The organism is Altererythrobacter sp. BO-6 (assembly GCF_011047315.1).
GTDB lineage: Bacteria > Pseudomonadota > Alphaproteobacteria > Sphingomonadales > Sphingomonadaceae > Erythrobacter.
In genome coordinates this window covers 1,207,321-1,226,679 of record NZ_CP049259.1, presented here as the reverse complement: position 1 = coordinate 1,226,679, position 19,359 = coordinate 1,207,321, and the positions used below count along the sequence as shown (strand labels likewise).

Sequence of the window (19,359 nt, the reverse complement as noted above, 5' to 3'; positions counted from 1 at the left end):
TCGAATTCCAAAACCCAACCAAACCAAACGGCGTCCACAGGGCGCCATTTTTTATGCTCGAAAGGAAAGTTCCTATGTTGAACCTGACCAACGCGGCTGCAATCGACGCAGCCATTCAGACCGTAACCTGCCCGACCCTCAAACGGCTCCTGACCGATCGACTGGCAGATATCCTAACCTGCGAACTGCAGGACCTCACGCACGTCCTGGTGATGGAACCGGGAGACGCCGAAGCAGAGCTTCGTGCATGCCTCGGCCGCGAGCCGCGCGACTGGGACTGGCGCGAACAGCACGGACACTGGTGGGAGCTGATGTACCTCGCCAGCGATGAGTTCGCCTTTATCGTCTTTGCCGAAGAGCCCGCCTTTGGACAGCAGAGCTGCGAAGGTACAGATCGATGAAAGCGCTTGCTTGGCTCGGGGCCGGCATTCTGGCGATCACGCTCCTGAGGGTCGCTGCACAGGCTGGCCTTGTTCTTATTCTCGTGATGGTCGTTGTATGCCTCATTCGCAATCCGGTCGAAACCTTGAAAATTTTCGCCGGCCTCGTGCTGATCGGCGCCATCGCATCCTACCCGCTTGCGGGCCTACTGCTGTGTGCGGCGATCATCTTCGCAGGTGCTTTGGTGCCCCGATCGGACAAATGATCCAGCGAATCGCTCGACCAAAAAGGGTGGGGGTGGGGGCAGCAAACGACCAGTCTGGGCTGCGGCGTATACGGTCGGCCCAGGTGACCAGCCGCCCCCAATGCTGCTGAACATAGCGCAACTTAGGATAGTCGCTCAGTACTAAGCTTTATGCGCTTTCAGCAGTAAAAATAAAGTCTGCCTAGCGAACGCACGTTCAGCAGGAAAAACGCGTAAATACAGCAGTTTGGCGAAGATCAGGCCCTTGCCACGAGGCGCCTGATCGCTATCTCCGTCGATGCCGCGGATCAAAGGAGAAGCGGCCGTATCGACCAGACGAACAGGTCGCTGACGCGAAGGTGTCAGGCTCTTTGAAATTGTGAATACCAAAGAAGCAACGTCCATCCCGGACGGAAGGACGACCCTGCCTACCTCAAAGCGAGGACCCATAAGCATGCTCAGCTCTGCTGAGCGCCAATCCCACAATCGCCACCTTGCTGTGGCCAAAATAGGAGGACAGCAATGTCCCGTACAATAACTAGTGACCATGGCTTCGACATCCTGCGCGATGCAGCCGAACTCAAACTGCGCTTCGATCGGGCAGGCCCCGCTGGCCTGATCAGCTTCGCAAAGGCATGCATCTGGTCGGGTATCAATGAGCCCGACGAGATCATCGCTGAAGCCCGTGCAATCACCGGCGGCCACTTAGCCGCCACACTCGACACCATCCTTATGGAGGGCGAGAACATTCATTGGCGCAAAACCAGCTGCGGGCGGCTGGCGCTGGTGACTATTACATGAGCGCGGGGGCTGACGGTGCCGGGGGATCGCAGGATCCCTCGGCCCATGACCCCCTGTCTACGAGTAAGTCTACGACCCAAGAGGGCAAACTGGAAAGAGCAAGCTTCCCGGACCAACCCCGGTCTCCTGGCAAAGCTCTTCCAGCCACCTATGAGAACTTCCGTCATCTGCTGGACGGCTTCGGCATCAAGGTTCGCTTCAACCTGGTGAAGAAGCGGGTCGATGTCACGATACCGGGGCTCAAGACCGGGCGTCAGAACCGCGACGAAGTAGTTCTGGCTAGCCTCGAAAGTCTCTTGCACCGGCACGAGATGTCGACCGGCTCGATCCGCAGTTACCTGCTGCTGCTCGCTGACCAACATCCGTACGATCCGTTTGCGGAGTGGGTCGACAGCAAGCCCTGGGATGGCACCAGCCGCTTGCCGGAGTTCTACGAAACCCTGGTGCCGGTGGAGGACTACTCGCTTGAGCTGCGCGACGTGCTCATGCGCAAGTGGCTGCTCAGCATCGTGGCGGCGACCTTCAAGAAGCGAGGGTTCAGGTGCCGCGGTGTTCTGACCCTGCAGGGCGCACAAGGTCTGGGTAAGACCACCTGGATCGCCCGGCTGGTCACCCCGCTCAAGCTACGCGAGCAGGTGGTCAAGCTGGGGCACAGCTGGGATCGGGGGCAGAAGGATGCGAAGCTTTCTGCCATCCGGCACCGGATCGTCGAACTCGGTGAGCTCGAAGGCTCCTTCAAATCGCAGATGCCCGCCTTGAAGGCCTTCATTACCGAAACCGAAGATAAGATCAGGCCCCCTTATGGCCGGGTCGAAGCGGAATATCCGCGCACGACAATCTTCGCTGCTTCCGTCAATGATGCGCAGTTTCTCCAGGACACGACGGGCAACAGCCGGTTCTGGACAATTGCGCTGAAGCAGATCGACTACCAGCACAGCATCGACATGCAGCAGCTCTTCGCTGAGGCGAAGGTGCTGTTCGAGGACGGCGAAGAGTGGTGGCTCAACCGCGAGGAAGACGCTCAACTCGAGCAGGTCAACCAAACCCACCGGGTGAAGGGTACGATCGAGACCTTGATTATCGATGCGATCGATCCCAGCCGCGAGGCCTCCTGGGAAGGAGATCGTCTCACGGCCAACGAGGTGCTCGCGCAGCTCGGCTACGACAAACCCACCAATGCGCAGTCCAAGGAAGCCAACGTGGCGCTTCGTGCCTTGCTCGGCGAACCCAAACGGGTGCGAGGCCAGAACAGGTGGTTCGTTCTTTGGAAGGACCGCAAGCAGCACCGCCCTGCGCACCAGCAAGTCGACGTCGAGGATGACGACGACGAAGATGACGATCTGTATTGATCGCTAACCTGCTGCCCCCACCCCCCCACCGGTCTCGCACCTCCAGGCTGGCGAGGGGGAGGGGGGCGGCAAACTCTCACAAAGCCAGCCTGAAGCACCAGCGTGGTCCCAGCCGCCAGGGTCTCACCTTGAGCCCAAACGGTGCGCTGGAGCCCGCTCTCAGCCCGTTTGGGCACGAAAACGCCCATCGCCATGGCTACCCCCATGCCGCGCCCTGCGACGGCCAGAGCGGCTGGCTCTCAACACAATCTCACGAAAGGAACGGCCCATGGCCAAAGTTAAACTTACATCCGCGTTCTGTCGCGACGTCACTTGCCCACCGAACAAACGGAAATTCGTCTATCGCTGCACTGAGTTCACCGGCTTCGGTATTGAGGTTCGGCAATCCGGCAAAACCTATTATCATTATTACACCAAGCCCAATGGCAAGGCTGCGCAACTCAAAATCGGTGGTGTCGGTGATATCACCTTCGACGATGCGAGGCGTCGGTCGAAGGAACTGCGTTCGCGGCTGGTGCTGGGCGGCAATCCTGCTGCCGATAAGGCTAGCCGCAAGGCCATGCTGACCTTCGCCGACCTGTCCGACATGCATGTTGAGCATGCCCAAAACACGCTTCGTTCTCATGCATGTGTGGAAATGACTCACCGGCTCTATTTGAAGCCGCGCTTTGGAAAGCTGCCTCTCGATCAGATCACCCCGCAGGAGATCGAGCGTTTTCTTGCCGAACTGGGCAAGACCCATGCTCCAGCCTCGGTCGATCGAACCCGGCTGGTCATGAACCGCGCTTATACCCTGGGGCGGTCCTGGAAGGTGCCCGGCGCCGAAAGCAATCCGGTCGCAGCCGTTGCACGGCCTCGGTACGATAACAAACGCACCTGTCTGCTATCGCCTGCCGAGGTCGAGAGGTTACTCGAAGCCTGTGCGAAATCAGCGAACCCTCTGCTGAAGCCTATAGTACAGTTGCTTCTGGCCACAGCGGCAAGAAAGCGCGAACTGCTGAATGCCCGGGTCGAGCATATCGATTTCGAGCGTTCTGTTTGGCAAATTCCCATGACCAAGAATGGCCGATCACGTTATGTGCCCCTTAGCAAAGCAGCCATGGCGGTTATCAACGAACTGCCTCGTTATGATGGTTGCCCTTGGCTGTTGCCCAACCCCAAAACCCTTAAGCCCTTCGACAACTTCAAAAGGGCTTGGGCTACTGCGTGCAAGGAGGCCGGGCTTCCGAATCTAGTCCCGCATTCACTCCGGCATGCCGCAATCGGCGCCTTGGTCTCGCAGAACGTTTCGCTTCTCGTTGCCGGGAAGATCGCCGGGCACCTAAGGCCGGAAAGCACAGCCCGGTACGCTCACCTTGCCGACAAGACCCTCGCTGCTGCTGTTGAGGCAGGCGCCAGCAGCCTTGGTCTATCGGAGGTGGCAGAATGAACGAGGCCCTCATCACGCGCCTTGGCGCACTCGATCTGTCGCTTCAGGATAACAAGGTGAACACCAATGACCGCGTTCTTGCACTCATCAGTGCCTGCATCACTGAAGGCGTCGATCAGGGGCCGTCCATTGTTGAAGTACTGGCGCGCTTGGGCTTCGACCGGAGGCACGTTGGCCTGACCTTGAACAAAGGCATTCAGCAGGTCCCCGTATGGCCAAACTGGGGCCGCCGGGACGATGGCCGTTACTACGTCCCTGACCCAACCTGATGCCTTCAATGCCCCCGTGTAGCCACAGCGCTATGCGGGGGCATCTTTCTATCATTTTTTGCCAGAAGCCGAATGTCGGCAAACGACCCAATTGCGGACGTTCGGAATCCTCCATTCAGACTTATGGTTCGAAGTAACTCTTTTGAATGGAAAACCGGTGGAACTTTATCGCGAAAAAGCCGTAGGAATTTACAACTGACTACGTTTTGGGGACAATTTTCGATCTTCTGGGGGACAACAGATGCCTAAGCAAACTACCTCTAGTCCAAGCTTATCCGGCGGCCTGGTACTCCTTGCGGTTTCGTGTGCCAATATTGGCTATGGCCTTTGCATGCTTGTGAACGAGATGGAAAATGCGGCGATTCCACTTGGAATCGGAGCGATGCTTGCTGGTCTTTCAACCATCTTTATCTCGCGCGCTGTCGCACCTGAAAACAGGACGCCGCCCAAGACTGACTAGCGGCAGCATTCGACCCAAAAGCGGACTAAGGCTCTTTGCAGCTATGGCTCGACGTTTTTCGTATTGATAACCAAAATGTCGGAGGCGAGGGTTGTCAGAAGGTCACTTGTAACGCTTCCTAAAGCTGCCTGGCGAAAACCGCTGGTGCCGTGGCTTCCTAAGACAACCAATGTTGCAGCTGGATCATAGTCATGCGAACGAATTTCAGTCGTAAGCGCTTGATGGACTGCTCCGCGAACTAAGCGAAACGTCGCATCCTTCAGGTTTGGGGCTTGTGACTTAAGATCGTCCATGAACTTCGCGAGCCGTTTGCTTTCATCCGCTTCGATCTCCTCAGCCACATATTGGTCGCGCTGAAGTCCTTCGAACGGGACATGCCATGCATGGACGACGTGCAACTGGGCGTCGGGAAAAAGCCGAGCGCCTTCGATTATTGCGTGAGCTGAAGCAGGTGAAAAATCAGTGCCCGCCACAATGTGGCCATATGGCATCCGAGCTCTATTCTTCACCACCAATGTCGGACGATCTGTGTTCCGCAGCACGTAATCGACAGCTGTGCCAAGGAAGTAGTCTCCGAGGGAATTGTAGCGTGCTGGCCCAAGCACGAGCAACTCAACACCCGATGCCCGGGCTTCAGTCGCTATCGCATGGGGAGGGGAACCTTCCGGAAAAGCAGTTTCAATAGGGCATGGCGCCTCACCGATCGTTTGCGCCATTCGGTTTTCGAGACTAGCCCAATCCGCATTGTCCGCATCCATGAAATCCAGAGCATGAATGACGCGTACCGTGCAGTGTCGCTCTTTCCCAAGGAGCAGAGCCCGATCGAGGGCTCGATCAGCCCGCGCACTGAAATCAGTCGCCACAACAATTGGCGCACTCACCATACTGATGCTCCTATTCCAACCGCTATATGATATTCTATATCATATAGCGGTTGGTCATCAATGGGTGGTGTTCAAGTTTCCAGTGGTCTTGAGTGCCTTAGTTTGAGTTCAAACGTCTCCGAGGGCCCGTTCTAGCTCAATCCGACGGCTTGCCGTATCTTCATCTGTGCCAGATTCGATCAAGAGAAGCTCGGCTAGGCGCAAACTCCCTTCAGTGGTTTCAGGTACGGCCCTTGTCGCGCCATGATCTAGAAGGCGCTTCGCGTGACTTTGGTTCCGCGCTCGCGCAAAGATCGGCACACGCGGAGCAATCCGCTTCACTTCAGCAGTAAGATGTTCGGTCGCTTCCTCGTCCGCAATTGTCACAACTATCGCAGACGCTCGATTCAGCCCCGAATCGCGCAATATGGGCAAAAGAGAGGCGTCTCCCAGTCTGACAGGACGTCCTTCAGCCAGCGCCGCTTTAACTACAGTAGGGTCCCGCTCAATTGCGATGTAGCGAAAGTCTTCCCGGTCGAGAACACCCGCAATGGTTTCGCCGACTCTTCCATAGCCCGCAATAATGACGTGCCCTTCGATCTCGTCGTCGACATGATACCAGCCTCCTCGACTGTCGTCTGAATGTTGCAACGCAATAGCAGCGCGCCTCGCCATCTTGTCCATGACTGGCGTAGCAAGCATTGTCAGACCAACCACGATCAACATGAATTGGCCGATTTCAGCTGGGAGGAGCCCAACTGTCACGGACAGCCCGACTACCAGAAAACCAAACTCTCCGGCCTGTCCGAGCACAATGGCAACCTCTGCGGCACGGCCTCGCGGAAGGCTCCAAAGCAAGCAAAGGCCGAAAATGATGGCGATCTTCAGCCCTACAAGCCCGAAGGCAGATGCGACAATCCAGAACGGATTATCCAGTACTATGCGCCAGTCGACCCCCATCCCGACTGACAGGAAGAACAGCCCCATCATGAGCCCCTTGAATGGCTCAATATCGATTTTGACCTGATGACGGAACTCAGTCTCAGCAACGAGCAACCCGGCAAGAAAGGCGCCCAGAGCCATGGATAGTCCAGCAAAGCCAGTAAGCGCGGCAGTACCCAGGACCAGCAGCAAAATGATCGCCACAAAAGCTTCGCGGCTGTTAGTACTTGCGACAATTTGAAGAACGGGACGAATGGCGATACGTCCAACACCATAGATCACAGCTATCGTTATGATCGCTTCGGCAAGCGCCAGCCCAAACCCGACAGCCACATTACCGACGGCCATTGTGCCGAGGACGCTCACAGCGAACAGTATCGGGACAACTGCAAGGTCTTGCATTAACAGGATCGAGAAGGTCGTCCGGCCAGCTGGTGAACCGAGACGCCCGCCTTCAATAAGCAGTTGTGTGACTATCGCCGTAGAAGACAATGCAAGGCAGGCGCCAAGAATGACCGAGGTAGAGAGAGGATTGCCCCAAAAAGAAGCGATGGTTGCAATCGCAGCGCCTGTTACGGCGATCTGCGCACTTCCGAGGCCAAAGACCAGGCGGCGCATTCCCCAGAGTCTCTGAAATGAGAGCTCCAAGCCGATGACAAAAAGTAAGAAGATTACACCCAGTTCTGCCAGCAACGCGACCCCGTCCAGATCGGTAATGACAAGCCACGAGACCGGTTCAAAAGTGGCCTGCAACAAGCCAAGCCCATATGGGCCAATCACGCTGCCCACAATGAAGTAGGCTATGATAGGGCTCACTTTGCGCTGAAGCAGGGGAACGATAAGGCCTGCGACAAAAAGGAATACTAGAACTTCACGGATGTAGGGGACGTGGACTTGGCTCTCCATGCGCTAAGCCTAGTCAAATATCACGCGATGAATAGACCAAGAATAGAACGAATTCGGAAAATTTGGTCGGCGGCGACACGGCGCATTTGAACAACCACGTCGCATTCCAGACTATCGGCTTTCCACCCAACAGCAGCCGCATCTCAGCTTTTAGAGGCGTCCTGATAGCAGACAGACTGCTGTGCTTAGCTTTCAGCCAGTAGAGGTCAGGCTGCTAACGACCCAATTGCGGACCTGTGTCAGCGATCATCCCAAGAGGTGTAGTGATCGACCCGACAATCAGAAACGAACTTTTCCATTCCAGGGGGAATGAACGGACTATTCCAGCTATCCCCTGCGAAGGATTTCAGTGCAGCCTCGTCCTGCCAGCGCGAAATCATCAGATACTCATTAGGAGCCCACTGGCTGGGTTTGTAGATTTCGACGCCCAAGGAACCCAATGCCTGGTTCACAGCAGCGACCGAGATTGAAGCAAACTTCTTTTCGAACTCTCGTCGCATCTCAGTGTGGATACTAACTCTGAAGAGCCTAATGATGGGCATAGCATGACCCTCCTGCACACGCGTTGCCAAGGACGGTTATCGACCCAGCACTTGCGTGTCTATGTAAGTCCGCTTGCCACCCATTAGCTGCCGGCAATTAGCTCCAGGCGGCTTCCTGAAAGCCGACAGTCTGCTTTGTTGCGCCGTCAGCAGATAGCAGTTGGTCGCGTAACGACCCAATTGCGGACGTGTGATCGAGAATGGGCGCGTTAGCCGGAAACGTCCGCGCAGTAGTCTAATCTCTCATCCCTATTCCCATTTACGAGACCATAGTAGGCGTTTTCGCCCTTCCAGATCTCGATCCTTGGATCCTCGGCATCGGGAACAGGTGCATTTGTTGGATCGAACATGATGGCGATGAGGAAATCAGCGGGCGTGGCGTCACCCATATAGGAGTACGAGGTCAGTAGATCTTCGAAGCGACCGGAATCGTCGGTCACCTGCGCCGAAACAAATCCATCTTCGCTTTTGTTCAGGATGATTTCGTACCTGCCAGTCTCAGCTTCGCAATCGAGCCCATAAACGCCGCTTCCAGCTTCCATCGCGGCCGTCGTCTGGATCGTGTTTGCGGTAGCAGCCTCATTTTCAGCGCCATCTTTTTCTGTTGCTACTTCGGCAACTTCATTCCCACACGAGATCAAACATGCTGCAGCCACGGAAACGATGGCGAAATCCCTGATTTTCATCGACACCTCCTACCCTTGCAATCACTTCAGACCGACCCATTGAAAGACTCCAATTTTGCCGCTCGGGCGTCAATCGCTACAATCAATAGCATATGCCTGCCATGGACTCGATTCCAGTCGCTGGGGTTGAGAATATGCTAGCGGCAGCTTTCCACCCAAATGCAGCCCTTGCGGGAACTAGCGCGTCATCCTGAAAGCCGACTGGCCGCTTTGCCACTTGATCCGTCAAAAGCGGACCGGCTGGTAACGACCCAATTGCAGCCGTCCCAGAAACTGGAGCGAGCTCTTTCGGGCTACGCCGGCAGCCTATCACTTCCCCATGTTAGCGGCGCGGTTGAAACACCAGGCGACCGCTAGCCACAGCACCGCGAAGAAGGTTAGAACGCCCCATTCGACCGCGTGGCCCGGCATCATGCCGAGCGCCGCGATGCCGACGGCATATTGACCGAGCGCCAGCAATGCCGCGATCCAGCTGACAGCCCCCGGCCGAAAGCGGGCGACCGATCCAACGAACATCGCGGCGACAACCATAAGGAAGAAAAAGACGTTCACGGAATCCTCATCGCCGATGATCCCGACTGCGGCATTTGACCAGAAGGTCAGAAAGGCTGTCAATCCGGCGACAATGTAACCGATGCGCGCCGCTCCGGGCTGGGCGAATCGTGCTGCCAGCTCGACCACGGTTCCTAAGAAGCCGAGCAGGATCGCGGCGAATACGAAGTCGCTTGCAGTCCATTTCACCTCGCTTGTCAGTTGCATCCCAAGAGCCGGGATCAAGAGCAGGGCCAGCAAGCTGCCCCAGCCGGCTATCCGCCATCCATTGAGTAGCCGGGTGAAGGGCGTGGACTTGTCGTTCATATCGGTGTCTCCAATCTTTCTTACGCCGCAGTCCCTCCTTCAGACACTTGTGAAAGGCATGAGGAATTCATGAGCAATGGCTGAAAAAGCGCTAGATACTTGCCAGCGCGCCACGATGGCACCAGACCGATAACCGATGGACACCCGATCAGGCATCCTGCGTTTCGACGCGTTCGAGCTCGATTGCGACAACCGGCAACTGAGCCGGGACGGGCAGCCGATCGAGCTCGGCAGCCGTTACTTCGACGCGCTGGCGCTACTAGTTGCCCGGCGCGGAGAGCTCGTCACCAAGGAGGCGTTCATGGAAGGGGTCTGGCACGGCATCCCCGTGACAGACGAGGCGCTTACCCAATGCATCCGGACCGTACGCAGGGCGCTTGGGGACGATGCGAGCAACCCGCGCTTCATCCACACGGTGCCGAAGCATGGCTACCGCTTCGCTGCCGACCTGTCCTCGCTGCCTGATGCGGTGGGACGCCTGCGGGTTTCGCCCGTTGCCGGGGCCTGCGCGGCGGCGGGGCTCGCCGCAGGCGCGATCGCTGGCCTGATTTACGGTATCATCGCGGGGACAGGAGGTGGCGCGCAGATCCTGATCCTGTCCGCGATGGTCGGCGCATTGGGCCTGCTTGCCGGCGCGGGCCTCGGTGGAGGAATGGCAGCTGCCCTGACATGGCGCGGGCGTGCCGGATCGTCATTGATCGCCGGGGCAGCGACGGGTGGCCTTCTTGTGGGAGCCTTGGGGAATCTCTTGGGCCGTGAGGGCATAGGGTTGCTTTCTGGGGTGTCCATCGCAAGCGTGACCGGGCCTTTCGAGGGCCTGGTGCTCGGCACCGCGACAGGTTTCGCCGCCTGGGCTGCGCTGGCGGGATGGCGGCATGGCACGGTCATCGTGACCGGCGTTTTTGCAGGGGCTGCCGCATCTGCCCTCATCTTCTTCTCCGGAGGGACGTTGCTGGCCGGATCTTTGCTGGCGCTTGAGGAAGGTGTCCCCGGAACCCGGCTAGACATGGTGTCAGTCGGCTACGCGCTTGGCGAGCAGGGCCTGACGAGGATGGCATTGGGGCTCACGCTGGTTATCGAAAGCCTGATTTTTGTCCTGGCGATCGGGTCAGCCCTTCTCGCCGTGCGCCATCGTTGTCGCGCTCCGACGGGAGCCCAGGAAAAGAACAGGCTCAGCGAGAGAGGCTGAACCTGGATGCAACACTCTAGGTGTGAAGGCATACGAGGTTCCGCTTTCCACCCATGAGCAGACTAATTTGGACCGCCCAGGGCACGCCAAGAGCAGACTGTCGGCTAATCCCGCGCGATACCCGAAAGCGGATCAGCCGCTAACGACCCAATCGCGGACATTGGACGCAGAGCTTGCTCATTGTAACGCTGCTGACAGTCCCTATCTATATTCTGAGAGTGAGGTCATTCGTTGACATACTACCGATTCCATGAAGAAGACGGCTCCGCGGTAGCGATTACTGATGGTATTTCTGGCACAAAACTGCCGAAGCCAAATTCGTCTTGGAAAGCCGATGGCCTTACAGAAGTAATTATCGGCGGGCGATGCAGATTTGGTGTTGAACCAGCTGAGATTATTGCTTCGATTGAACGCGAAGGTTTCTACCTGGCAATTCGTCAGCCAGGATAGGACTGGCCGCTTGAAATGTGCCAAGTGGCTTTGGCGACTCTGCCTTCGACTGACAGCCTGTGAGACGTGCTCGACAAATCCATTCGGCTGTAGGGGTTGTAAACGACCCTTGCCATCGCCATCTTAAGGTCAGCTACCAGTCGCAATCGACGGTCACCGGCTTCCTACTTGTGAAGCTGCCCCCTTCAGTTCCGCCTCTTAGTCGCAGCCGGGTCAATTCTGGCGCGCTGCACGCTTACCTGAAGGAATGATCAATGACCTATTACGGCAAGATCAAAAACTACGACAGCAGCATTGGCAAAGGCCGCATCACCCCTGAAAACGGTGGCGATATTTTGGCCTTCCGCAAGTCCGATCTCAAGGATGAGGACAGCGCTCCGCAGCTGGACCAGCGCTATGGCTATGACGTGAAGGACGCTGACAATGGCAAGCGTTATGCGGTCAATGTCCATCTGCAGGCCGAAACAGCCAATACGGTCAAGGAACAGGCTCGCAATCAGGCCGGCTGATGCAGGTCTGAGCCGGGGGCCTTTGCCCTCGGTTCGCGAACCTTTCCAAACGAATGCAGGTCGCATCTGCACCCATGCGACCCGAGAGATTTAGGAGCACTTGCTCCTGCATCTCCAACTAGAGCCCTCGCCACTAGCTGGCGGGGGCTTTCTTGGTGGTGCCCGCCCGCTGGTTGCGCGCTTGGGCCAAGGCATCGCCAAGGTTGGTGTAGCGATAGGCACCTACGGTATAGCTCGCCACAAGCGTCAGGATGACGCCCAATTCCCGCAAGTCCGCCATGTCCGCAGCCAGCGCCTCGCACTGCGCCAGATCGACCCGGCCCCCTTCGCCGAGCATGTGGGAGTGGCAGCGGGGCAGGAATGTGTCTTGTGTCATCAGGGGGTATCCTCGTCTCGTAAGCGGGAGCGCGAGGTCTCTCAGGCGCAAGAGCTTACTGGCACATTCTTGCGATAGTCTGGATATGGGGCCCGAACGGCAAATTACCACAGATTTCGATCGACTTTATGGTGTCCGCTTCCCACCCAGCTGCGGTCGCGAGAGATCGCCTCTGCGCCTCCCAAAACCAGCCGCTCGCTGAGGTCTGGCTGAGGTCGCCCTACGAAGCCGCACTGAAGTTATGCGCCTTCAGCAGCCAACGCTCCCAGGGCAGCGCTAACGCACTTTGGGTTGTTCGTGGGTCGGTGCGAAGGCGGAGGCTTTGAGTGCAGTTAACATAATGAGATTTATAGGTAATCTGCGCGTAATGCGCTAAATTCGTAATGATGGGGTCACGTGTTCGAGTCACGTAAGCGGCACCACCTCGCCGGCAAAACTTGTGAAATCGGCCGACGACCGGGAGCACCTGCGGTGCGCCGATAGACAGTTCGTGCTCGCTAGCGATTTACAGATATAAAAATATCTTTATATCCTCCTTTCGCAATGAACGTCGAAACGATCCTCAAGGCCTTGGCCGATCCAACACGCCTGCGCATCATGCGCTTGCTGGCGGCGATGGAGCTGGCTGTGGGGGAGTTAGCGCAGGTGCTTGGGCAAAGCCAGCCGCGCGTTTCGCGCCATGTCGGTATCCTGTGCGACGCAGGCCTTGCCGAACGCCGCCGCGAAGGCAGCTGGGTGTTCCTGCATGCCGCCAGCCAGGCCGATGGCGAAGTGCCATTGATCGGCGCTGTGATTCATCTGCTCGCCACGGCTGAGCGCGAAGACGAAGGTTTCGCCCGGCAATGCCTTGAAGACCGGCGCAAGCTTTCCGCCATACGGGCCGCGCGCGAAGAGGCGGCGCAGGCCTGGTTCCAGCGCCATGCCGGCGAATGGGACGAGTTGCGGCGCTTGCACAGCGCCGACGAGCAGGTCGAGCAGGAACTCCTGGATGCGCTTGGCCATGGCGGGCTGGGCCATGTGCTCGATATCGGCACTGGCACCGGCCGGATTGCGGAACTGCTCGCGGATGACGCGGCCAGCATCGTCGCGCTCGACAAGAGCCTTGAGATGCTGAAGCTGGCGCGCGCCAGGCTGCAGCATTTGCCCGCGGGCAAGATCGAACTGGTGCAAGGCGACTTCACCGACCTGCCCTTTGCCGAAGCCCTTTTCGATACGGTGGTGCTGCACCAGGTACTCCATTTCGCGCAGTTGCCCGAGGTGGCGCTGCAGGAGGCTGCCCGCGTCACCCGCCCTGGCGGGCGCATCGCGATCGTCGATTTCGCCGCGCATGGCCGCGAGGAGTTGCGCGAACGCCACGCCCACGCACGGCTCGGCTTTTCGGACCGGCAAATGCGCGACCTGCTGCGCGAGGCTGGCTTCAGCGCCGCTGCTCCGATCGCGCTCGAAGGGGGTGAGCTGGTGGTGAAGATCTGGCTTGGCCAGCGCCGCGACAAGGCCCCCGCAACCACGCTTAAGGAGCAACGGGCATGAGCCCCACCCTCGACCAGATGCAGGAAGCGCGCACCGCGCTCGACAGCCCGCTGTTCAAGGGGCTGCCGGGCGATATCGAGGTATCGTTCGAATTCTTCCCGCCCAAGACCGAGAAGATGGGCGAGACACTGTGGCAGAGTGTCGAGACCCTGAAGCCGCTCGACCCGCGTTTCGTCTCCGTCACTTATGGAGCTGGCGGCTCCACGCGTGAACGGACGCACCAGCAGGTCGTACGCATCCAGAACGAAGCGGGCATTCCCGCTGCGGCGCACCTCACCTGCGTTGCGGCGACCAAGGAAGAGGTCAACGAAGTCGCGCGGCGTTATTGGGAAGAGGGCATTCGCCACATCGTCGCGCTACGCGGCGATCCGCCCGATGGCAGCGGCAAGTTCACCCCGCATCCGGGCGGCTATGCCAATGCGGTGGAACTGATCGCGGGCCTAAAAGAAGTGGCCGACTTCGAGATTTCGGTAGCGGCCTATCCCGAAGTTCACCCGGACAGCCCCGACGCGCAGGCCGATCTCGACAATCTGAAGGCCAAGTTCGACGCCGGGGCGACCCGCGCGATCACCCAGTTCTTCTTCAACACGCGCTGTTTCTTCGAATTCCGCGACAAGGCCGCAGCCGCCGGGATCAACGGCGAGATCGTGCCCGGCGTAATGCCAGTGCTGAGCTTCGCGGCGGTCCAACGCATGAGCGGGCTGTGCGGCACCGCTATCCCGGCCTGGATGGAGGGGCTGTTCGAAGGGCTCGACGAGCGCCCGGAAGCGCGCCAGCTGGTGAGTGCGACCATCGCGGCCGAACTGTGCCGCCGGCTCTATGCGGGCGGTGTGCGCCAGTTCCATTTCTATACGCTCAACCGGGCCGAACTGAGTTACGCGATCTGCCATATGCTGGGCATGCGCCCGAAGGCAGGTCTGTGATGGGGAGCGCACGTGAAAGACTGATTGAGGCCGCTGCGAAGGCTATCCTGATCAAGGATGGGCCCTATGGCACGGCGATCCAGAATGCGAAGCTCGGCGCGGCGGATTATGCCGGAGAGACCGGGCTGGCGCAGGACCAGAAGGGCAATAATGACCTTGTGAACCTGACTCAGCCGCAGGTGATCCGGGCGATCTGCGACAGCTATATTGCGGCGGGCGCCACGGTGCTGGCCACTAACACCTTCAACGCCAACCGCATCAGCCAGGCCGATTACGGCGCCGAGCACCTGGTCCGCGAGATCAATGTCTCAGCCGCGAAGATCATCCGCGAGGCATGCGCCGATGCGACGGCGAAAGATGGCAAGCCGCGCTTCGTGTGTGGCGCGATGGGGCCGACCAACAAGACGCTGTCACTCTCGCCCAATGTCGAAGACCCGGGCTATCGCGAAGTCACTTTCGACGAAGTGAAAGAGGTCTATCGCGAGCAGGCTGCTGCACTGATCGAAGGCGGGGCGGACTTCATCCTGATCGAAACGGTGTTCGACACGCTCAATTGCAAGGCCGCGATCATGGCGGTGAAGGAGCTGGAGGCCGAGCAAGGCGAGGCAATCCCGCTGATGATCTCGCTCACGCTGACAGACCTGTCGGGCCGGAACCTGTCCGGCCACACGGTTGAGGCCTTCTGGTATGCGGTGCGCCACGCGAAGCCGGTGACGATCGGGCTCAACTGCAGCTTCGGCGCGGACCAGCTGCGCCCGCATGTGCAATTGCTCAGCGGGATCGCCGACGCGCTGCTGATGGCCTACCCCAACGCCGGCCTGCCCAACGAGCTCGGCGAATATGATGAGTTGCCCGAAACCACCGCAGCTCTGGTCAAGCAATGGGCCGAAGGCGGCAAGGTCAACATTCTGGGTGGGTGCTGCGGTTCGACGCCTCAACACATCGCCGCGGTGGCAAAGGCGGTCGAAGGCTGCGCGCCGCGCCCTGTGCCAACCCTCGCCCCCGACATGCGCCTCGCCGGACTTGAACCCTTCACGATTGCCGCCTGATGACTGACAGAATGACCGCCCGTTTCGTCAATATCGGCGAACGCACCAATGTGACCGGCTCAGCCGCGTTCAAGAAGCTGATCATGGCGGGCGACTATGCCCGCGCGGTCGAAGTCGCGCGCCAGCAGGTCGAAAACGGCGCGCAGGTGATCGACGTCAACATGGACGAAGGCCTGCTCGACGCCGAGCTGGCGATGACCACCTTCCTCAAGCTGATCGCCGCTGAACCCGATATCGCGCGCGTGCCGGTGATGATCGACAGCTCGAAATGGAGCGTGATCGAAGCGGGGCTGAAGTGCGTCTCGGGCAAGCCGATCGTCAATTCGATCAGCATGAAGGAAGGCGAGGAAGAATTCCTGCGTCATGCGCGGCTGTGCATGCTTTACGGTGCGGCGGCTGTCGTCATGGCGTTCGACGAGACCGGGCAGGCGGACACCAGGGAGCGCAAGGTCGAGATATGTACCCGCGCCTATAAGCTCCTGACCGGGATCGGTTTTCCGCCTGAAGACATCATCTTCGATCCCAATATCTTCGCGGTCGCGACCGGGATTGAGGAGCATGACCGCTATGGCCTCGATTTCATCGAGGCTGTGCGCGAGATCAAGGCGCAATGCCCGCATGCGAAGACTTCGGGCGGGCTGTCAAACCTCAGCTTCAGCTTCCGCGGCAACGAGACCGTGCGCCGCGCGATGCATTCGGTGTTCCTCTATCACGCGATCCCCGCCGGGCTCGACATGGCGATCGTCAATGCGGGCCAGCTCGACATCTATGACGATATCGACCCCGCGCTGCGCGAGGCGTGCGAAGACGTGATCCTGATGCGCCGCCCGGACGCCACGGAGCGGCTGATCGCACTCGCCGAAAGCTACAAGGGGATCGACCCCAAGGCCGAGAAGGAAGCCGAGGAATGGCGCGGCTGGCCGGTCGAGAAGCGGCTCGAGCATGCGCTGGTCAAGGGCATTGACGCGCATGTGGTCGAGGATACCGAGGAAGCGCGCGCCGCGCTTGCCGCCAATGGCGGTCGCCCGATCGAAGTGATCGAAGGCCCGCTGATGGACGGGATGAATGTCGTCGGTGACCTGTTCGGCAGCGGCAAGATGTTCCTGCCGCAGGTGGTCAAGAGCGCGCGGGTGATGAAGAAGGCAGTCGCCCATCTCATCCCCTTCATCGAGGCGGAGAAGGACCTGCTGCCCGAGGAAGAGCGCAAGGCCAAAGGCAAGATCGTGATGGCGACCGTGAAGGGCGACGTCCACGATATCGGCAAGAACATCGTTGGCGTAGTGCTGCAATGTAATGGTTACGAGGTTATCGATCTCGGCGTGATGGTGCCATGGCAGGACATCCTCAAATGCGCGAACGATAACCAGGCGGACATGATCGGGCTGTCGGGCCTGATCACGCCCTCGCTCGACGAGATGGTGACCGTGGCCGAGGAAATGAGCCGCGCGGGCTTCACCATGCCGCTGCTGATCGGCGGGGCGACCACCAGCAAGGTCCACACCGCGCTCAAGATCGATCCGGCATATCCCGGCCCGGTGATCCACGTGCTCGACGCGAGCCGCGCAGTTGGCGTTGCCAGCCGCCTGTTGTCTGACACCCAGCGTGACGAATTCGTCGAGACCACCGCTGGCGAATATGCCCACATCCGCGACGCGCGCGAAGGCAAGGCGCAAAGCGTGCTGCTCAGCCTCGAGGAAGCACGCGCGAACTATTACGACGCCTATCTTAGCGACAAGCCTGCCCCGCCGCTCAAACCGGGCGTGCATGTGTTCGACGATTGGGACCTCGCGGATTTGCGCGAATACATCGACTGGACGCCGTTCTTTCGCGCGTGGGAACTGCATGGCACCTATCCCGCGATCCTCGATGACGAAGTGGTGGGCGAAACCGCGCGGCAGCTAAAGGCCGATGCCGATGCCATGCTCGACCGGATCGTGGCGGAGAAATGGCTGACCGCGCGCGGCGTGGCGGGCTTCTGGCCTTGCGCGCGCGACAGTGACGACGTGACGATCCACCTGGTCGAGGAGGAACGCCATGTCGTGCTCCCCCTTCCTGCGCCAGCAGGTGAAGAAAAGCCGCGACCGGGCCAATATGTGCCTGGCGGACTTCATCGATCCGGCGGGCGACTGGATCGGCGGCTTCGCAGTCGGCATCCACGGGATCGAACCGCATTCGGCGAAATTCCTAGCCGACAAGGACGATTATTCGGACATCCTGCTGAAAGCGCTGGCGGATCGTTTTGCCGAGGCGTTCGCTGAGCGGCTGCATCAGCACACCCGCACCGATCTGTGGGGCTATGCGCCCGACGAGCAGCTGACTAATGAGGCGCTGATCAAGGAGCAATATCGCGGCATCCGCCCCGCACCGGGCTATCCCGCGTGCCCCGACCACTCGCTGAAGCCGATCCTGTTCGAACTGCTCGATGCGCCCGCCAATGCCGGGCTGACGCTGACCGAGAATTTCGCGATGTGGCCCACGGCGGCGGTCAGCGGATTCTATTTCGGGCATCCTGAAAGCCAGTATTTCGGCGTGGCCCGGATCGGGCGCGACCAGCTGGAAGATTATGCGCGACGGCGCGGGGTCGATCTGGCAACGGCCGAACGATGGCTGCGCCCGAATCTCGACTGAGCGCGCTGCCCCCGGGGCGGCTGGTATGGTGGGGCGGCGCGGCGCTGCTGGCCGCCTACGCTGTGCTGTGGGCCACTGTGGCGGTCGATGCCGACTTGCTGCGCCAGCTCTGGTTCCTGCCCGGCGTCGGGGTGATTGGGGCGATCATCGCCAACACCTCGGGCACTGGTGGCGGGGTGGTGTTCGTGCCGGTGTTCAACGCCCTGCGCGAACACGGGGTGATGACGCTGTCGCCGCTGGAGGTGGTCGGCGTGTCGATGGCGATCCAGAGCTTCGGCATGACCATGGGCGCGCTGCGCTGGACCGACCGGCTCTACCACCAGCCCGCGCCCGAGCCGCTCCACGCCCGGGTCCGCCCGCGCGATTTCTTTACCGTCGCTTTCGCGGTGTTGGCGCTGTCGCTCCCCGCCATGCTGTGGACCCAGCGATTCACCCAGTTCGACCAGCAGGACGTGCTGTTCGCCTACAAGGGCTTCTCGATCATGCTGGGGATTGCGCTGATCGCCAGCACCTGGACGGTCAACCTTGCCCGGCCGGAGAAAGAGCGGCTCGAACGGGTCGACCTGATCGTGCTCTTGCTGATCGCCATTCCCGGCGGGGCGATCACCGCGCTGTTTTCGGTCGGGATCGGCGAACTGGTCGCGCTCTACCTGTTCATCCGCCACTATCCGGTGCTGCTGTGCACCGGGGCGGCCTGCCTGATTTCCTCGATCAGCGTCTTGAGCGGGGTGATCTGGCATTTGGAGGCCGGGACGATCCAGTGGGAGGTCGTCCTGCTCGCCGGTCCGGCGGCGGCGCTGGGCGGTTTCCTGGCCCGGCCGATCGCGCTGTGGCTGGGGGCCAGGCGCCTCAAGACGCTCGACGGGAGCTGGATCGTGCTTTCGGCGATCTACCTTCTGTGGCTTAACTGGGGCTAGCCGCGCCTTGGCCGATTGACCGGGCAATCCGGATCGCGCAAGGCGAAGGGGCTGCTGT

Annotated in this window: 20 protein-coding genes and 1 pseudogene; 14 read left to right on the top strand and 7 right to left on the bottom strand. The window is 59.7% G+C overall.

The window, feature by feature from the left end; genetic code table 11:
- Positions 1-74 precede the first annotated feature (74 nt).
- Both G6N82_RS05975 and G6N82_RS05970 read left to right on the top strand, forming a co-directional pair.
- The gene (locus tag G6N82_RS05975) at positions 75-401 is read left to right on the top strand and encodes a hypothetical protein (RefSeq protein ID WP_165194715.1); all 327 of its coding nucleotides are present in this window, start codon (positions 75-77) and stop codon (positions 399-401) included.
- Positions 398-646, top strand: a complete 249-nt coding sequence (locus tag G6N82_RS05970; protein WP_165194712.1) for a hypothetical protein — start codon at positions 398-400, stop codon at positions 644-646. Before G6N82_RS05975 ends, G6N82_RS05970 begins: the two co-directional genes overlap by 4 nt.
- Positions 647-787: 141 nt before the next feature.
- Here G6N82_RS05970 and G6N82_RS05965 read toward each other — a convergent pair whose 3' ends face one another.
- The gene (locus G6N82_RS05965; RefSeq protein WP_165194710.1) at positions 788-1,030 is read right to left on the bottom strand and encodes a hypothetical protein; all 243 of its coding nucleotides are present in this window, start codon (positions 1,028-1,030) and stop codon (positions 788-790) included.
- A gap of 117 nt (positions 1,031-1,147) precedes the next feature.
- On the opposite strand from G6N82_RS05965, the gene G6N82_RS05960 reads away from it, so the two are divergent.
- The 4 genes from G6N82_RS05960 (at position 1,148) to G6N82_RS05945 (ending at position 4,473) form a co-directional block, all read left to right on the top strand.
- Positions 1,148-1,426: a hypothetical protein gene (locus tag G6N82_RS05960; RefSeq protein WP_165194707.1), complete on the top strand. Its 279-nt coding sequence runs from the start codon at positions 1,148-1,150 to the stop codon at positions 1,424-1,426.
- A complete protein-coding gene (locus tag G6N82_RS05955) occupies positions 1,423-2,775 on the top strand; it encodes a VapE domain-containing protein (RefSeq protein ID WP_165194704.1) in 1,353 nt (450 codons plus the stop codon). The genes G6N82_RS05960 and G6N82_RS05955 overlap by 4 nt, the downstream gene beginning before the upstream one ends.
- 268 nt (positions 2,776-3,043) lie before the next feature.
- Entirely contained in the window at positions 3,044-4,204 is a 1,161-nt protein-coding gene (locus G6N82_RS05950) for a site-specific integrase (RefSeq protein WP_165194702.1), read from the top strand.
- Complete coding sequence (locus G6N82_RS05945; RefSeq protein ID WP_165194700.1) at positions 4,201-4,473, top strand: hypothetical protein; 273 nt, start codon at positions 4,201-4,203, stop codon at positions 4,471-4,473. Before G6N82_RS05950 ends, G6N82_RS05945 begins: the two co-directional genes overlap by 4 nt.
- Before the next feature lie 501 nt (positions 4,474-4,974).
- On the opposite strand, the gene G6N82_RS05940 is transcribed toward G6N82_RS05945, so the two are convergent.
- The 5 genes from G6N82_RS05940 to G6N82_RS05920 all read right to left on the bottom strand — a co-directional run bounded on the left by G6N82_RS05940 (position 4,975) and on the right by G6N82_RS05920 (position 9,730).
- Positions 4,975-5,817: a universal stress protein gene (locus tag G6N82_RS05940; RefSeq protein WP_206520307.1), complete on the bottom strand. Its 843-nt coding sequence runs from the start codon at positions 5,815-5,817 to the stop codon at positions 4,975-4,977.
- A 108-nt stretch (positions 5,818-5,925) separates the two neighbouring features.
- Positions 5,926-7,644 (bottom strand): cation:proton antiporter, encoded by a 1,719-nt coding sequence (locus tag G6N82_RS05935; RefSeq protein WP_165194696.1) that lies wholly within the window; start codon positions 7,642-7,644, stop codon positions 5,926-5,928.
- A 239-nt stretch (positions 7,645-7,883) separates the two neighbouring features.
- Positions 7,884-8,186 carry an antibiotic biosynthesis monooxygenase family protein gene (locus G6N82_RS05930; protein WP_165194694.1) on the bottom strand — a complete coding sequence of 101 codons (303 nt, stop codon included), beginning with the start codon at positions 8,184-8,186 and terminating at the stop codon, positions 7,884-7,886.
- Between the two features lie 209 nt (positions 8,187-8,395).
- Positions 8,396-8,872, bottom strand: a complete 477-nt coding sequence (locus tag G6N82_RS05925; protein WP_165194692.1) for a hypothetical protein — start codon at positions 8,870-8,872, stop codon at positions 8,396-8,398.
- 309 nt (positions 8,873-9,181) lie between these two features.
- Complete coding sequence (locus G6N82_RS05920) at positions 9,182-9,730, bottom strand: hypothetical protein (RefSeq protein WP_165194690.1); 549 nt, start codon at positions 9,728-9,730, stop codon at positions 9,182-9,184.
- A gap of 136 nt (positions 9,731-9,866) precedes the next feature.
- Between G6N82_RS05920 and G6N82_RS05915 the strand changes: the two genes are divergently transcribed.
- The 3 genes from G6N82_RS05915 to G6N82_RS05905 all read left to right on the top strand — a co-directional run bounded on the left by G6N82_RS05915 (position 9,867) and on the right by G6N82_RS05905 (position 11,878).
- Entirely contained in the window at positions 9,867-10,919 is a 1,053-nt protein-coding gene (locus tag G6N82_RS05915; protein WP_165194688.1) for a transcriptional regulator, read from the top strand.
- Between the two features lie 231 nt (positions 10,920-11,150).
- The gene (locus G6N82_RS05910; protein ID WP_165194686.1) at positions 11,151-11,369 is read left to right on the top strand and encodes a hypothetical protein; all 219 of its coding nucleotides are present in this window, start codon (positions 11,151-11,153) and stop codon (positions 11,367-11,369) included.
- A 254-nt stretch (positions 11,370-11,623) separates the two neighbouring features.
- The gene (locus G6N82_RS05905; RefSeq protein WP_165194684.1) at positions 11,624-11,878 is read left to right on the top strand and encodes a cold-shock protein; all 255 of its coding nucleotides are present in this window, start codon (positions 11,624-11,626) and stop codon (positions 11,876-11,878) included.
- A gap of 133 nt (positions 11,879-12,011) precedes the next feature.
- Here the strand turns inward: G6N82_RS05905 and G6N82_RS05900 are convergent, their stop codons facing one another.
- Positions 12,012-12,254: a hypothetical protein gene (locus G6N82_RS05900; RefSeq protein ID WP_165194682.1), complete on the bottom strand. Its 243-nt coding sequence runs from the start codon at positions 12,252-12,254 to the stop codon at positions 12,012-12,014.
- Positions 12,255-12,797: 543 nt separating this feature from the next.
- Here G6N82_RS05900 and G6N82_RS05895 point away from each other — a divergent pair.
- The 5 genes and pseudogenes from G6N82_RS05895 to G6N82_RS05875 all read left to right on the top strand — a co-directional run bounded on the left by G6N82_RS05895 (position 12,798) and on the right by G6N82_RS05875 (position 19,301).
- Positions 12,798-13,784, top strand: coding sequence for a metalloregulator ArsR/SmtB family transcription factor (locus tag G6N82_RS05895; RefSeq protein WP_165194680.1), 987 nt, complete (start codon positions 12,798-12,800; stop codon positions 13,782-13,784).
- Positions 13,781-14,707, top strand: coding sequence for a methylenetetrahydrofolate reductase (gene metF, locus G6N82_RS05890; RefSeq protein ID WP_165194678.1), 927 nt, complete (start codon positions 13,781-13,783; stop codon positions 14,705-14,707). Before G6N82_RS05895 ends, metF begins: the two co-directional genes overlap by 4 nt.
- Complete coding sequence (locus G6N82_RS05885; protein ID WP_165194676.1) at positions 14,707-15,756, top strand: homocysteine S-methyltransferase family protein; 1,050 nt, start codon at positions 14,707-14,709, stop codon at positions 15,754-15,756. The genes metF and G6N82_RS05885 overlap by 1 nt, the downstream gene beginning before the upstream one ends.
- A pseudogene (metH, locus tag G6N82_RS05880) lies at positions 15,756-18,384 on the top strand (methionine synthase). Before G6N82_RS05885 ends, metH begins: the two are co-directional and overlap by 1 nt.
- The gene (locus G6N82_RS05875) at positions 18,360-19,301 is read left to right on the top strand and encodes a sulfite exporter TauE/SafE family protein (RefSeq protein ID WP_165194674.1); all 942 of its coding nucleotides are present in this window, start codon (positions 18,360-18,362) and stop codon (positions 19,299-19,301) included. Before metH ends, G6N82_RS05875 begins: the two are co-directional and overlap by 25 nt.
- The last annotated feature ends 58 nt before the right edge of the window (positions 19,302-19,359 follow it).